A 14389-nucleotide genomic window follows, 5' to 3' on the forward strand; every position below is an offset into this window, starting at 1 on the left:
CCCGGGTATGTCGGGATATAGCGCGACAACGTCCGCGCGGTGCCGCAGCAGGGGCGTACGACGAGACCCAAGCGGCAGCCAGACCACGGCCCACAACCAAGACCAGCCCAAAGAGCGATGATATTTCCCCCAAAGACGCCCAAGGGCCCGTAAGGATTTCATGTCGCAATAGGGCTCGTACGAGCCCGGAAACACCACCTGACCAGGCATTACATCCATCTTCCCGTTCCCGGGACCCCCGCGAACGGTGTAGGTACCCTCAAACCCATGTCCACCCGCAGGCCAGCCATCGTGATCGCCCTGGCACTCCTAGGCGCGTCCGCATGCGGAGCCCAGACCGCCTCCCAGGCGCTCCTAACTCCAGAACCCCTCTCGACCCAAGCGGCCCCCACCCCAGAAGCCTCGCCCGCGGCCGCGACCCCCACCGCTCCCCCCGAATTCACCTCGAAGATCAGCCCAGTCACCCGCGACCAGGTCAAATACTCCTGGCGCGAAGGCTGCCCCGTCGCCCTGAACGACCTGCGCCTGGTGACCATGACCTACTGGGGCTTCGACAAAAAGGCTCACACCGGCGAAATGGTCCTCAACGCCTCGGTCGCCAAGGACGTCGTCTCGGTCTTCCGCAAGCTGTACGACGACCGCTTCCCCATCCGCCGCATGGAACTCGTCGACGTCTACAAAGGCGACGACTACGACTCGATCGACGTCGACAACACTTCCGCCTTCAACTGCCGCGCGGCGACCGGCTCAACCCACTGGTCCCAGCACGCGTACGGCTTCGCGGTCGACCTCAACCCGCTCGAGAACCCCTACCTCGAGGCCGACGGCTCCAACGCCCACAGGAACGCCGACGCGTACGTCAAACGCCCGCTCGACAAGCCCGGAGTGATCAACCCAGGCGACAAGGTCGTCCGTGCCTTCGCGTCGATCGGCTGGGGCTGGGGCGGCGACTGGTCCGGTATCAAGGACTTTCAACACTTCTCCAAGAGCAGCCGCTAGACAGGATCCAGCCGGACATCGGCGCCATTCGTGCTGCAGATCCATCTGAAACGCTGGTCAGAACAGCGCCTGCGCGATGAAGCCCTGTCGAGCCAGGCGCGTAAGCGGGCCCCGGAACTGTCGGTGACGTCTGCCAGGATCGGGCCATGGCTTTCCCGCTCGACCTCCTCCCGTGCCCGGCCTCCGGCGACGTCATCCTCGTCCCCCGCGGTCTCGTCCACGCCAGGCTCACTCCCGCCGACCGGCGTGAGCTCATCGAGCAACTCCAGGCCCTCGACCTGCGCGAAGACGCCCTCACCTGCTTATCCGGGTGATCCCCATCCCGCACAGATGGAACGGGGACCGGATTACCTCGGGAGCGCGTCACCAAAGGTCCCTTTTCACCAAGGGCCACCAACCTCTGGGACGAACCCGACACCCACGCGCCAACGGCTCGGCGGATGACCGCGTCACTCAGGGTTGCACCACATGCTGACCGCGGCCACGAAACCCTCTGCCTTGGTCAGGTCCACGGCCAGCTGGTCGGCCGCGAACTGGGAGAACGTCATGGGGTCGTCGGGCGAGGCGGTGATCTTCTCGCACACCTGGATTCCGACCGCAAGGGCCTGACCCTCGTTGGCGGCCAACCCCGCGTCGACCTCCTTCAACGCCGTTAAGAACTCCTGCTTCTGGGCGTCGGAGATTTCGGGAGCGGCGACGATCGTGACGGCCGACTCCGTGGGGTTCGCGGCCGCCGAACTGGCGACGGTGCCGGAGTCCGCAGGAGCCGCGGCGTCCGTCCCGGAGCACCCAGCAAGGGCAAAGACAGCAACAGCAAAAACTGGAACGAGTCGATTCATGAAAAATCACCCTAACGCCCACCCCACCACTAGGTGGGGCGGGCGAGGAATGTCGTGCTATCGGCAGCCCACTACTGCTGGAAGTGGCAGATCGCAGGTGAGGGACCATACGTTAACCCTCGGATGAGGACAGATCAGGAAGGATGGCTTACCACTACATAACGATCAGTCATCGGCCGCGTCACAACCTAGCGGTATCGGCGCTGGCACGGTCAACTGCTTGCGGCGACCGTGGTCAAGGGTGACGCGGCGCGACAGGAGACGACGATGCAACAGTGGCTCCGTTCGAGCCCCCTACCGACGATCTGGCCCGCGGATCGGTACGAGGTGCGCAGCACCCGTCCGGCCCCCGATTTCACTACGGTGGACCGCTACCATTTCGCCGAGTTCGCCCACGAAGCGGCGGAAGGAGTCCAGGCAGCCGGCCTGGCGACTCAGGTCGTAGTGGTCCGCCTCGAGGACGGCATCGTCCTGTTCGAGCAAGGGATGACGGTTCCGTTAGAAGCCTGGTGAGCGAAACTGGACTCATGGCGGAAAAGGATGGTGACGGCTGGGCCCGATGTGATCGGGGGCACCAACATTGGGGCGTGCACGGCGCGGCCGGCTTACTCGCCGTCCACCACACCCCCGAAGGTCCGTACGTGCTGATGCAGAAGCGCTCCTGGTGGAGCCACCACGGCGGGACGTGGGGGCTGCCCGGCGGAGCGCGCGACAGCCACGAGGACGCGATCGCCAGCGCCCTGCGCGAGGCTCACGAGGAGGCCGCCCTCACCGGCGACCGGCTTCGCGTGCAGGGCGTCTACCTCGACGATCACGGCGGCTGGACATTCCACACCGTGATCGCCGAGGCTTCCGAGCTGCTGTTCGCCGCGCCCGCCAACGGGGAGAGCATCGCCCTGCGCTGGGTCTCCGCCGACCGGATCAACCGCAAGAAACTCCACCCCGGCTTCGCCGAAACCTGGCCGCTGGTGCGGCCCACGCTGGACCCTCTCGTCCTCATCCTGGACATGGCCAACATCATCGGCGCCCGCGCCCAGCACGGCTGGTGGCGCGACCGGGCCGGCGCGACGACCCGGCTGCTGGAGGAGCTGAGCGCGCTCGCCGACCGCGGCCTCCAGCGCCCGATCGACGGCGTCCCCGACCTCGCCTGGCGTTTCCCCCGCATGGTCGCCGTCGTCGAGGGCGCGGCCCGCGCGGGCACCCCGCCGCCGCTCAACCCCGCCCTGTCCGTCCTGCCCGCGCCCGGCAGCGGCGACGACACGATCGTCGAGGTGGTCGGCGCCGTACGCCCCTGGGAACGCGCCCTGGTCATCACCGCCGACCGCGGCCTACGCGAGCGGGTGACCGAACTGGGCGCCATGGTCATCGGCCCAAGCTGGTTGATCGCCCAACTCTGAACATTCGAGAACTGCAAAAACCGGAGCAGACGTCGAGCAGGGGGATCTCGGCGTCCGCCCCGGTTCCAGGCCTGTCAGCGCTTGGCGCGTGGGACCAGCGGGGAGAGGATCCTGTGCAGGTGGCCGTGCTTCTTGGCGTACGCGAAGATCAACGCGACGGGGAGGAGCAGGGCGCCCGCGGCCACGGGGTCGGGGGTGGGGGCATCGCCCGGCATGGGCGGAACCGGCTTGGCCTGCGCGGTAGCCGCGGCCTGCTGCGCCTTCAGCGCCTGGTTCTCCCGGACCTGGTCCGGGTATCCGTACCCGACGATCGTGTCGTGATCGCGGATCTTGCTCACCACCGCGTTGGAGATGTTCCCCTCGATGGTGCGAATCTCGGTGTCGCTGATGACGGACTTCACCAGGCCGACGTGGTCGATCGCGTTGACGTTCTTGGAGTGGCCCCAGTCGAAGAAGACGACAGCGCCGGGCTTGGGAGTGCTGCCCCAGGCCCCCTGCTTCTGGAACCACTTGGCGTGGTCGGGGGTCCAGGCGAACTGGCCGACGTTCTCGGCTTGACCGGTCTGGTGAGCCGCCCAGGAGACGAACATGTCGCACCAGGCGGCATCCTTGAATCCGGGCTTCTTGGCGACGTGCGTGCCGAACCACTCGCCGAACTTCGAGGCGCCGTTCACCTCGGCGTATCCCAGCTGGGAGTTGGCCACCTTGAGCAGGGCGTCGCTGTAAGTCGTCATTGGTTCCAAGAGCGATACTCCGGCTTTACGAGACCGCGCCGCAGGACGGCAAGCCTGGAGCTGCTTTTTGTAGACAGTGGGGCTGTGTCCGCTTTGCCAAAAGGGGGTGGTCATGAGCGCGGACCTTGCGGCTTCTTGGGTCGAGGATTAACCGCGACCCCTCCAACATATCCACGCTCAAGCCCAGGTCAACCCAGGTGCGCACATCTTTGCCTTCGGGCATCTATTCCCCGTGCCGCGTAAAAAAGCCAGGAGTGACGCGCCTTGGGCAACGGTTGACTTGGTGGGCGGGGAATCACACGGGGGCGGGTGCGTAATTTTGCGCAGAAGAAGGCGATGGCGGGCCTCTACGCTCGTCGAAACCTCACCGTCCGGGCGGTCCCGGTCCGGTCTCCGGTAAAGGACGAGCCCGTACATGTGGCCACCTCAGGATCAGCAGGGAAACCCCTGGCAGCAGCCCAGCCCTTGGGTGCGCCCAGGCGGATATCCGCAGGACACCATCGGGCAGCCGCCGCCTGCGGCGAAGACGTCATTGGGCCCGTGGATCGTGGGCGCGGCCACCCTCGTCGGCGTGACGGCGATTATGGTCGCGTCGATCGTGGCAGCGGGTAACAAGGCCGCCACCCAGCAACCCGCGGCGGTCATCACGCAGGCCACCGCCAGTCCGAGCCCGACCCCCATCAGATCGCGCAAGGTCGTCACGGCCGCCGACAAATCCGCTCAGGTGACCGTCCCCAACGACTGGAAGCCCTACGAGCTCAACCCGATCGGCAAGATCGAGCTGGTGGATCCCAAGGTCACGCAATACCTCTTGGTGTTGTCCCAGCCTCGGGAGGATTTCGATGTGGACTTGAAGGGGCTCGCGGAGCTCAGCATCGATGAGCTGAGCACGTCCATGGATGTCACCCGCCAGTCCGAGCCCAAGAGTCTCACCATCAACGGCTCCCCCGCGCTGGAGTATGAGTTCGACCTCACCTTGAACGGCCTCAAATTCGTGTACTGGATGACGGTGATCGAGGGTGCGCAGAACTACCACCGAGTGATGACCTGGACCTTCGCCTCCAACGCCGACCGCGACCGTCCCGCCCTCCGCAGGATCACGCAGTCCTTCAAAGGCATCTGACGAAACCATGACGCGACAGAGCGTTAAATGCCACTCTCCCAGCGGAAGTGACTACTCACAGTAATCACCCTCCTCGGAGCGCCCGTGTTTCGTCGCTTGGTCATCACCTCCATCTTCACCACGCTGGCCATCATGGGCTCGGCCACCACCCTCCGAGACCTCCAACCCACCTTTGAACTCCCGGGCGTAACCATCGCAGGCGTCTTCACCGGCGCGAACGCGGCATGCGGAGCGGCCAACCTCCTGCGCTTCTTTTTGCGACAAAAATCCGTTCACGATCGACCCGGACGCCCCATAGACCGCCACTTCGGCTCTACTTTTGGGCAGGTCACCGCGAATGCGAGAAAATTCTTAACGCCCGCACCCGCCGGATGATCCAAGACATGCGAATGGGGCGGTACTGAACTACTTAATTCTGAGCCAGAAGCGAACCACTATACCAAGTCCCCGTGAAGACATCACGCTTTCCCGGCGGAATCTATAGCGGATCAAGATCATGTTGGGTATGGTTTAGCCCATCGCCCTGGCCTCCTGGCTGTGTGGTTCCGGTGCCTTTGGTACCAGAAGCGCCTATCCACCGCGGCCAAAATCGGAAGCTCGGGCATGAACCACATCGGGGATGGCAGGCTCTCGCCCGTAATCACGGGCCTGAGCACCCTTCCACCACGGGCCGCCGACAGCTCCGGCCCTTTCGGCCGAGAGGACCAGCCGCCCATGCACCGCTCGTTACGCAGAATTCACCCGACCCCATCATCTCGATATTCCGGAAATTTCAACCCCTGCCGCTGACGGCATCAGCTCAACATCCCCGGACTATCGAAGAGAACAAAAATGCCCGAGCAAACCCTTACCCGACCGGAGCCGGCGTCCACCCCAAAAGCTACTTTCGACGGCCTGAACTTAACGGTCGACGAACTGGAAATAGGGGCAATTCCACCAGTGGATGCGACGCCGGCCCAGCCGCAGGAGAACCCCGGGCTGGGATATTTCTCCTGGCTCTGGACTGCCTCGATCTGCTCCGGCGTGGCCTTCCGCACCCTCGGCGTGGTGTACCCGCTGCTGGCACTGCACTACGCGCAGGGGTCGTCGGCGATCGCCGCCTGGGTCGGTTTCGTCTGGACGATCCCCGGCGTGATCTTCTACCTGCCCGCCGGCGCCATCATCGACCGAGTCGGCCCCCGGAGGGTGATGCTCTGGACCGAGGCCACCCGTGTGGTCGTCATGGCGAGCGTTCTCATTCCCCTCGCATTCGGGCGATTCTCCCTGACCCACCTGTTCATCGCCGCGGGTATCGAAGGGTTGATGTGGGTCTTCTACACCCTCGCTGAAACCGCTGTGCTGCCGACACTCCTGGACGAACGTGACACAACGACGAGCGCAGGGCCGTACGCCCGGATCGAGTTGGGAACTCACGGTGCCGCACTGTCAGGCCGCCCGCTGGGCGGCTTCCTGATGAGTCTGGCGCACTTTGCGCCATTCCTGCTGAGCGGGGTGCTGTTCATCAGCTCGTACGTCCTGCTCAAGCGGGTCAAAGCGGAGACGGTGCCCCAGCCCGTCGGCCGCAATCTGCTGGCGGAAGCCATCGATGGCTTCAAAGTGGTACGCGGACGGAACTTCCTCCTCGCCGTCACCTGCACGACCGCGTTCACCAATCTCATGATCCAGGCTTTGATCATGGTGTTCATCGCCGGTTCCTACGACCTGTCCCCCTCCGTCGTGGGTCTGGTGCTTTCCGCGAGCGGCATCGGCGGCATTCTCGGCTCGCTGCTGGCGATGAGATTCACCGTCCCTGCCGGAATGTGGTTCCTGCAACTGTGGATCTGGACACCTGCCCTGCTCATCGCGGCCACCTGGCATAGCCCGCTCAGCTTCGCGCTGGCCATGTTTCTCAGCGGCCTGAGCGGCAGCCTGAACAATGTCGCGCACAAGACCTTCGAAGCCGAGCATGTTTCGGACGAATGGCGCGCGCGGGTGGCCAGCGCCTCACGGCTGGCCGGACGGGTCGCCTCCTCGGTGGCCGCTCCGACCGGCGCCGCGCTCGTCGCCTGGTTCACCGTCGCTCCGGCGACCTGGGTGCTGGCCATGGTGACGTTGTCGGCAACCGTGTTCGTGACGCTCACGGTCTGGCGGTACGGCAAGTGGCCCACGCTGCGGCAACGCGCGAACGGGTCAGTCGCCCGAATCGATCAGCTCGGCGGCTAGGCCGCGGAGATGCACGGGGAGCATCGGCGGCGGAGCCGCGAGCGCCTGCCTGGCCAGGTCGGCGGCAGCCGATCGATCATCAGCCAACTGCCGCAGCCGGGCCGCGTAGATCAGCACCGTGGCCTGGTCGGGGGCCTCCGACAGCGCCTCGGCGATCTCCAGTTCGGCCTCGGCCGACCGACCGACCTGCCCAAGGGCCAAGGCACGGGCGGCGCGAGCGCTCGGGTACTGCAGCGGGCCCAACTGGTCGAGATCCCGCAGCGCCTCCTCGGGTTCGCCGAGGTCGGCCAGGATCTCCCCCCTGGCCCGCAACGCCTCGGCGACTCGGCCCTCCTGGAGCAGCAGGCCGTCCAGGATCTCCTTCGCCCGGGACGGCTCCCCGCCGTACCACAGCGCCCAGCCGAGCTGGGTCATGATGCTCACGTCCCCGCCCCCGACCCGATCCAGCGCGGCCGTGAGTTCTCTGACGGCCTGGTCGGGAAACCCCTGGTACATCCGCACCCGCCCGATCGCGGCCAGCAGCCTGCCCACCGCCTCGGTGGCGTCGCCAAGCCTCGTGAACAGCGTCGCGGCCGTTTCATAGTGATCCACCGCCCGCTGAAACTCATCCTGCTTGTACGCGACGTTTCCGAGAAACGACTCGATCTCCGCGTTCAACTGAAGATCGTCGGCTGTGATCGAGGCGGCGAGTTCGGCCTGTCCACGGGCCACCACGAGATTGCCTTCCGCCAGGGCGAGCTCAGCCTGGTGCAGGAAATGCTCCGCGGTGGGCGGCCGCTCGTCCACCATCGACGTGTACGCATCCCGCGTGACCCATTCCACCAGACGATCGTGGGAAAGCTCGCACCAATGTTCGTCGAGCACCTTCTCGATTCGGAGAATGTTACGGCTGGCGAGGGAACGAACGATCGCGTTGGGAACTCCCGCCGTCAGGGTCTGCCCCTGGTAAACGCGCTGGCGGTGGGCCGCCTGGTCGACGAAGTTGGCGCGCAGCCAGGCCTTGAGTCCGGCGGGACCGCCAGGATAGGAATGGCTGGCGGCGACCCACGCCAGCACTCCGTCACCGAATTCCGTCAGCGACGGATCGGTCAGCGCGTATTGGCGAACGTGCGCGGAGGTGATGAGGGTGACCTCGGGTGGCAGAGCCCGCCACAGCGTGGAGCAGGCGACCTGAAGCCGGACCGGCTCCACCGTCTCCAGCAACGGCAGCGTCGCACCTTCGGCCGTCGAGGCGGACGCCAGGTCCACCATCCGTAAATCCTGGACGAGCGCAGCGGCCACGCCATCGGCGAATGCCCGCCGTGTCTCGGTGAATGCCCGCTGCGGCTTGGCGAGCGGATCCTCCACCGCGTGAACGGCCTCGGCGCAACTCAACGGACCGAGCGGAAAATACTCCCGGTCGATTCCGGCCAGCTGCAGTTCGTACGACTGAAGCTCACCGAGCAGATCCTCCCTGATGGAGACCAGCAGGCGCAGGTTGGGATCGTCGTCCAGCGCCTCCACCAATTGCGCGATGAACCATTCCCGATAGGGACGTCGCTCAACCGAGTCGATGAACAACTCCTCCGCCTGATCGATCGCGATGAGCACCAGGACCGGATCGCCGTACGGGTCGAGCCGGGACAACCTCCTGGCCAGGAAGCCGCGCAGCGTCATCCTCGCCAGCCGCATCGGTGCCTCCTGCGGTGACCAGGAGGAAAGAAGCGCGAAGACGTGGGGATTGTGCTCGGGCAGCGCCGGCGTGGGAAAGGACGAGCTGTAAATGACCCGGCCGATCGGCAGCACATCGGTCTTGTACGGTTCGATCAGCGGGAGCACCCCCGCCTGGATCAGCGAAGTCTTGCCCATCCCCGACGGAGCGTGCAGGATCGTCATCCGGTTGGCCTGCCAGAGATCCGACAGCTGGTGGGCCTCCTGCTCGCGGCCGAAGAACTTGTCGCTCTCGTCCGCCTGGAACGCGCGCAGTCCCACGTAGGGCTCATCAATCGACGCCGCGGGAACGATGTCAGGAATCATGATGTCGTCCCCATCCGTGCGCGCAGCTCGGCGCAGAACTCCTGAGCGGTCCCCCAGAAAATGGAGATCTTCCAGCGCTCGTAGTATCGCTCCAGCTGACGCTTGATTTTCTCCGGTTCGGCCCTGCCCACCGGGAATTCCGGTGGCAGCTGCACGCTGACGTGCCTTCGCGTGTTGATCCCGGGCATCGTCTGCGCCAGCCGGATGAACATGAAGCGAAAGGTCCAGTCCTGCAGGCTGTAGCCGATGAAAAGCAGGGAACGCCTGGTGAGTGCGGCCTGAATGGTGGGCGGCAGCATACGCTTGCCGACGGTGATGCGGTCGCGGGCGAGATTGACCATGAAATCGAGGTAGTCGTCCTCGGTGAGGACAAGGGATCGTGGATCTTCCAGGGTCCCGTGCAGGTGGTAAACGAGTGGCGTCATTGGTTGGGGGTTCCAGCCGGCCTTGCTCCCGAAAAGCTCGCGGGCGTACCGTACATCAGCGTTCCACGCGCAGGAAGCCCGGCTCGGGGTTTTTCCGTTGGCCGCCAACGACTGATAGGCGAAATCATCGTAGTTCGTCGTCAGGTAAACGGAGATCGGAAAGCCGGCCAGGAGGCCGTGCGGTTCGAGGGGGTCACTGAAGTCGGGGTGGCCGGTTCCGTTCAGTCGATCGCGAATCAGGTTCTTGACGTGGATGTGATCGCCGAACATCATGGCCCCGAATTGGGTCACTCGGGTGAGATTTTCCCCGTCGTCGTACGGGTATCCCCAGTCGCTGGCCATCTCGCTGCTCAGCCTCCTGCCGGTGGGCAGGCTGTCGCCGCAGGCGCCCGCGCCCAGGAATGGAGTGCAGTCGCCATTCCGCAGCTGGTGCAGGAGCCGATCCCAGGCGGCGTCATCCATCTCGCCCATCTGCGGAACCACCTCGCGCCATGGTTTGTGCCGTGCTCGAAGCGGAACGGCAACGCCGTCAGGTCAGATGGATGCGTCGAAGGCCGCCACCGACTCACCCCCGGCGCCCTCCTGGAACAGCGAAGTGAGCACCATTTCGAGCGCGGCGCTGGGAAGATCTGTGAGTTCGTCGAGTGAAAGACCGCTGATGTCGATGAGGGTGGTGCTCGCCTCGATGGGTGCATCGGACATCTCTGCTCCTGATTCTCTTCGGTGGCACAACTGAACGGATCATGGAATTAGCGCGCGTACTTAATGACTTTTCTTACCTCCGAAACCATCATGCTCGACCGCGCTCATTCTCGGCTCCAGGATGATTCTCCAACGCACGCGCGGTTCAAACAACCTCTATACCTTTAGGATGGCATAGGGATTGAATTCCAGGCTGGCCGGAGGCTGGACATGTCGAACTTATCGCTCGCGGCACACGCGGTGCCGGACCGCAGACCAGAGATATGGGCCAACGTTCCGGAGCGGAATGCGAACTTCACCGGACGCGACGATCTCCTGGCCGAGTTGCGCGACGGCATCGGAGCGGTCACCGCGGTCCTCCCCCAAGCGCAGGCATTACACGGCCTGGGCGGTGTCGGAAAGACACAACTGGCGACCGAGTATGCCTGGCGATACCGCTCCCATTACGACTTCGTAGCCTGGATCTCTGCGGACCAGACCCGTCTGCTGCCCGCGGCGCTGGCGGCACTGGCACCCTCGCTGAAACTGCTGCCGTCGTCCACCACCGGAATCTCGGCCACCGCGCGAGCGGTGAAGGACGCTTTGGAGCGCGGTGAGCCGTACCGGCGCTGGTTGCTGGTCTTCGACAACGCGGAAGAGCCCGAGGAGATCAGGGAGTTCATTCCCCGGGGCGCAGGACATGTCCTGATCACCTCGCGGAACCCGCGATGGGACGACTACGAGAAGACCATTCGCGTCGATGTCTTCCGCCGGGCGGAGAGCGTGGAATTCCTCGGCAAGAGGCTGCCCCGGACGGCCCAGGAATCGATCACGGATCTGCTCGCCACCAAATTGGGTGACCTGCCCCTGGCCTTGGAGCAGGCCGGCGCCTATCAGGCGCAGACCGGCGCCACCGCCGAGGAATACATCGAGCTTCTCGAAGAGCAGACCAGCAGGCTGCTGGACTTCAACAGGGCGCCCGGTTACCCGATGTCGATGACCGCCGTCTGGAAACTCTCGGTGTCCGGCCTGGAACGTAAGGTGCCCCAGGCGCTCGAGGTGCTGCGATGCTGCGCGTTCTTCGGCCCGGAACCCATCCCGACCTCGGTGTTCAAACGCGGATCGAGCGAGGGGGCACTACGCCTCCAAGCGGTCCTCTCCGATCCCATTCTCCGGGACAAAATCTTCGGGGAACTGGGCCGATTCGCCCTGACCAGACTCGACGCGACAGCCGGGACACTACAGGTCCACCGCCTGGTCCAATCCCTGCTGAGCAAGGAACTGACGCCAGACGAACGGGCGGCCTATCGGGCCGATGTCCACCTACTGCTGGCCAGGGCGGCGCCGAACGACCCCGACGACTCGGCGCGCTGGCCGGAATTCTCGGCCCTGTTCACCCATGTCCAGCCATCCGAGCTGATTCTCTCGCAGGACCCGGACGTCCACGCGTTCGCCATCAAGGCGATCCGCTATCTGTATCGCGCGGGCAACTACGAAGGAGCGCTGGCATTCATCGAACAGCTGCTCGAGCACTGGATTCCCGTGCTGGACACCATGCATCCGATGGTCCTGTCCGCGCGCCGGCACCGGGGCAATGTGCTCAGGGCGCTTGGCCGCTACACCGAGGCGTACCACAGCAATCAGGCGACGTTCGAAGAGATGCGCCAAATCCTGCCTGTCGAGTCCGAGGAGTGGCTGTGGATGAGCAACAGTGTCGGGGCGGACCTGCGATCCCGGGGTGACTTCCGCAGCGCCCGCAAGCTCGACGAAGATTCGGAGCCCGACTTCATTCGATACTTCGCCGAAGGCAGCCTGGATCACCTGCGCCTGCGCAACAGCATCGCCTTGGACCACGCCCTCACCAGCGATTACGAGTCCGCCCGTGAGTTGCACAAGGCGACGTACCTCAGGCAGGAGGAGATCGTCCAGCGTACTCAAGCGGGCAAGGCGTCGATGCTGATCTCCTGGAATGGACTGGCCCGCGTGGTTCGCCTGCTCGGCGACTACGCCGAAGCCTGCGACCTCGGGGAAGCGGCCTATGCCTACGCCATTCGTGAATTCACGGCCGATCACCCGAACACCCTGCTGGCGGCCAAGGACCTGTCCATTGCCCGCCGCCGGAAAGGCGACCTTCCGGAGGCGCTGCAGCTCGCGGAGAAGACCCACGCGCAGTTCCAGCAACTGTTCGGCGAAAACCACCCCGACACCATGGCCGCGGTGATCAGCCTTTCCAACACGTTGCGGACGGCAGGACGCCTGAATGAGGCATTCGACCTCGCCTCCGATGCGCTGGCGCGTTACCCCGTGGTATTCGGGGAGAACCACCCTTACACCCTTGGGTGCCAGATCAACCTCGCCCTCCTGTATCGCCTGCGCGGTGAGCCGGAGCGTGCGCGTGAACTCAACCAGACGATCTTTACGAAATTGGGCGAGCGCCTCGGCGCCAATCACGACTACACGCTGACCTGCGCCCACAACCTCGCCAGCGACCTGGCCGAATTGGGCGAGCACACCGAGGCGGTGGCCCTCGGCCGCAGTTCCCACCAGCGGCTTGTCGACCTGTTCGGCGAACCCCACTACATGACGCTGTGCTGCGCCGCCAACCTGGCGCTCGATCTGCAGGCGATCGGCGAGCAGTCCGAAGCCGTCCAGCTGCGCGACCAGATCCTCGACCGGTACGGCGAAGCCGTCAGAATGGGGCATCCGGACGCCACCGCCGTGGTGAAGGGCGTGCGGATCGAATTCGACTTCGACCCGCCGCCGATCTAGGCGTGTGTGGGGTTATCAATTAGAAAGTCGTGATCTGGACAGCCGCGGCGGTCAGTCGCCTGGTCGGCGGCTATGCGGCTGTCTATGGGACGGGTTTCTGGTTGATACGCGCCCGCCATTCGCGCCGATGACGAATGGCGGCAGCCCGCGCCTGATTGAGCGCGGCGGCTGGCACGGGTTCGGTCAGCCATTCCTCGAGAGTGCTCCGGATCACGCTCACGAAATCGCGACCGGCCGGTGTCAGGCCTTTGCCGTCCAGCAGGCTGGCCGTCGCCGCGTAGGCCGCCTCACGCCAGCGGGCGAACTCAGTGTGCGCTCTGGCCTGTTCCGAAATCGGCTCGATAAGCCGCTGGCGCCGCCAGAACGAGGTCAGGCCCAGAAAGGCGTAGGTACCTTGCAGCAGGCCGTACACCGGGCGCGGATCGTCCCGCCAGGGGGCGTAGTAGAGGTCCTGGTGCGGCACCACCGTGAGCTGGACCAAATCCAGGAGCGCGGTCAGCTTGGCGTGCTGGAGTTCGTGCGCGAAAGTCGAGGCGACCGTGAGCGGGTCCGGCGGTTCGGACATGGCGATCGTGCCGAAAACCTCGCGCGCGGTAGCGCTTTTCGAGCCCTGTGCCGGTGTCTTGAGCGGAACGACCACGCGCACCGCCGCCATGATTTCCGCCGCCAGGCCAGGGTGAGCGGCCACGATGAGATCCCATGCCGCCGTCACCGTGGCCGTCCATCGATCCCGAACCTCCGCGGGGAGCCTCGATCGCAGCGATCCGGTCATCGGCCAGCGGAAGGGATCGAGATCATCGATCGTCAAGGTGAATCCAGCGGAGAGTGAAATATCTCGAAGCGCCTGCCAGTGCGGCGTGTCCTGCCCCACCTTCAAATGAATGTTTACCGACTCCGACTCCTTCGGTGCGATGGTCAGAATCGCGCCTCCGCGGGTGTCCGGGCGGACCGATGCCGTGACAGTGCCCCCTACATTGGCCGGAAGCACGGCCAGGCCCAAGGAGGGAAACACCAGCGAGGATCCGTGAATCGGCAGCTCCACCTGGCAGGCAATCCCCGCATTCACTGCGGCCGCAAGCGCCAGCGTGCCTAGCAGGCCAGGATCCATCGAGGTGGACGATCTCAGCTGGCGCCACATCCAGCCTCCCACGGAGGGATACCCAAGCACATGTTCCACGCTGCGCGGCGCCGACGCTTCGAGCTG

At 65.0% G+C, this 14389-nt stretch carries 14 protein-coding genes; 8 read left to right on the plus strand and 6 right to left on the minus strand.

Translation table 11 applies throughout. The annotated features are described in order from the left end of the window. Nucleotides 1-267: 267 nt before the first annotated feature. Both Aple_RS48405 and Aple_RS48410 read left to right on the plus strand, forming a co-directional pair. Nucleotides 268-999: a M15 family metallopeptidase gene (locus Aple_RS48405; RefSeq protein WP_155351551.1), complete on the plus strand. Its 732-nt coding sequence runs from the start codon at nucleotides 268-270 to the stop codon at nucleotides 997-999. A gap of 146 nt (nucleotides 1000-1145) precedes the next feature. Continuing rightward, complete coding sequence (locus Aple_RS48410) at nucleotides 1146-1313, plus strand: hypothetical protein (protein ID WP_155351552.1); 168 nt, start codon at nucleotides 1146-1148, stop codon at nucleotides 1311-1313. Between the two features lie 135 nt (nucleotides 1314-1448). On the opposite strand, the gene Aple_RS48415 is transcribed toward Aple_RS48410, so the two are convergent. Further along, complete coding sequence (locus Aple_RS48415) at nucleotides 1449-1838, minus strand: DUF732 domain-containing protein (RefSeq protein WP_155351553.1); 390 nt, start codon at nucleotides 1836-1838, stop codon at nucleotides 1449-1451. 267 nt (nucleotides 1839-2105) lie between these two features. Between Aple_RS48415 and Aple_RS48420 the strand changes: the two genes are divergently transcribed. Both Aple_RS48420 and Aple_RS48425 read left to right on the plus strand, forming a co-directional pair. Then, nucleotides 2106-2351: a hypothetical protein gene (locus tag Aple_RS48420; RefSeq protein WP_155351554.1), complete on the plus strand. Its 246-nt coding sequence runs from the start codon at nucleotides 2106-2108 to the stop codon at nucleotides 2349-2351. A 14-nt stretch (nucleotides 2352-2365) separates the two neighbouring features. Further along, on the plus strand, nucleotides 2366-3235 hold the full coding sequence (locus Aple_RS48425) for an NUDIX hydrolase (RefSeq protein ID WP_155351555.1): 870 nt from the start codon (nucleotides 2366-2368) through the stop codon (nucleotides 3233-3235). 74 nt (nucleotides 3236-3309) lie between these two features. On the opposite strand, the gene Aple_RS48430 is transcribed toward Aple_RS48425, so the two are convergent. Then, the gene (locus Aple_RS48430; RefSeq protein ID WP_170322041.1) at nucleotides 3310-3969 is read right to left on the minus strand and encodes a CHAP domain-containing protein; all 660 of its coding nucleotides are present in this window, start codon (nucleotides 3967-3969) and stop codon (nucleotides 3310-3312) included. Between the two features lie 415 nt (nucleotides 3970-4384). Here Aple_RS48430 and Aple_RS48435 point away from each other — a divergent pair, with 415 nt between their 5' ends. The 3 genes from Aple_RS48435 (at nucleotide 4385) to Aple_RS48445 (ending at nucleotide 7294) form a co-directional block, all read left to right on the plus strand. Then, nucleotides 4385-5092 carry a hypothetical protein gene (locus tag Aple_RS48435; protein ID WP_155351557.1) on the plus strand — a complete coding sequence of 236 codons (708 nt, stop codon included), beginning with the start codon at nucleotides 4385-4387 and terminating at the stop codon, nucleotides 5090-5092. Between the two features lie 84 nt (nucleotides 5093-5176). Next, nucleotides 5177-5467 carry a hypothetical protein gene (locus tag Aple_RS48440; RefSeq protein WP_155351558.1) on the plus strand — a complete coding sequence of 97 codons (291 nt, stop codon included), beginning with the start codon at nucleotides 5177-5179 and terminating at the stop codon, nucleotides 5465-5467. Nucleotides 5468-6031: 564 nt separating this feature from the next. Continuing rightward, nucleotides 6032-7294: an MFS transporter gene (locus Aple_RS48445; RefSeq protein WP_170322042.1), complete on the plus strand. Its 1263-nt coding sequence runs from the start codon at nucleotides 6032-6034 to the stop codon at nucleotides 7292-7294. Here the strand turns inward: Aple_RS48445 and Aple_RS48450 are convergent. The 3 genes from Aple_RS48450 to fxsA are packed head-to-tail and all read right to left on the minus strand — an operon-like array spanning nucleotide 7262 to nucleotide 10437. Then, a complete protein-coding gene (locus tag Aple_RS48450) occupies nucleotides 7262-9310 on the minus strand; it encodes a tetratricopeptide repeat protein (protein ID WP_155351560.1) in 2049 nt (682 codons plus the stop codon). The genes Aple_RS48445 and Aple_RS48450 overlap by 33 nt on opposite strands. Next, nucleotides 9307-10218 carry an SIR2 family NAD-dependent protein deacylase gene (locus Aple_RS48455; protein ID WP_155351561.1) on the minus strand — a complete coding sequence of 304 codons (912 nt, stop codon included), beginning with the start codon at nucleotides 10216-10218 and terminating at the stop codon, nucleotides 9307-9309. The genes Aple_RS48450 and Aple_RS48455 overlap by 4 nt, the downstream gene beginning before the upstream one ends. Nucleotides 10219-10269: 51 nt before the next feature. Continuing rightward, nucleotides 10270-10437 (minus strand): FxSxx-COOH cyclophane-containing RiPP peptide, encoded by a 168-nt coding sequence (gene fxsA, locus Aple_RS48460; protein ID WP_155351562.1) that lies wholly within the window; start codon nucleotides 10435-10437, stop codon nucleotides 10270-10272. Nucleotides 10438-10647: 210 nt separating this feature from the next. On the opposite strand from fxsA, the gene fxsT reads away from it, so the two are divergent. Further along, complete coding sequence (fxsT, locus tag Aple_RS48465) at nucleotides 10648-13185, plus strand: FxSxx-COOH system tetratricopeptide repeat protein (RefSeq protein ID WP_155351563.1); 2538 nt, start codon at nucleotides 10648-10650, stop codon at nucleotides 13183-13185. 82 nt (nucleotides 13186-13267) lie between these two features. Here fxsT and Aple_RS48470 read toward each other — a convergent pair. After that, nucleotides 13268-14389: HEXXH motif domain-containing protein (locus Aple_RS48470; RefSeq protein WP_155351564.1), on the minus strand; the 1122-nt coding region annotated here is incomplete at its 5' end.

It is taken from the genome of Acrocarpospora pleiomorpha (assembly GCF_009687885.1).
Taxonomy (GTDB): domain Bacteria; phylum Actinomycetota; class Actinomycetes; order Streptosporangiales; family Streptosporangiaceae; genus Acrocarpospora; species Acrocarpospora pleiomorpha.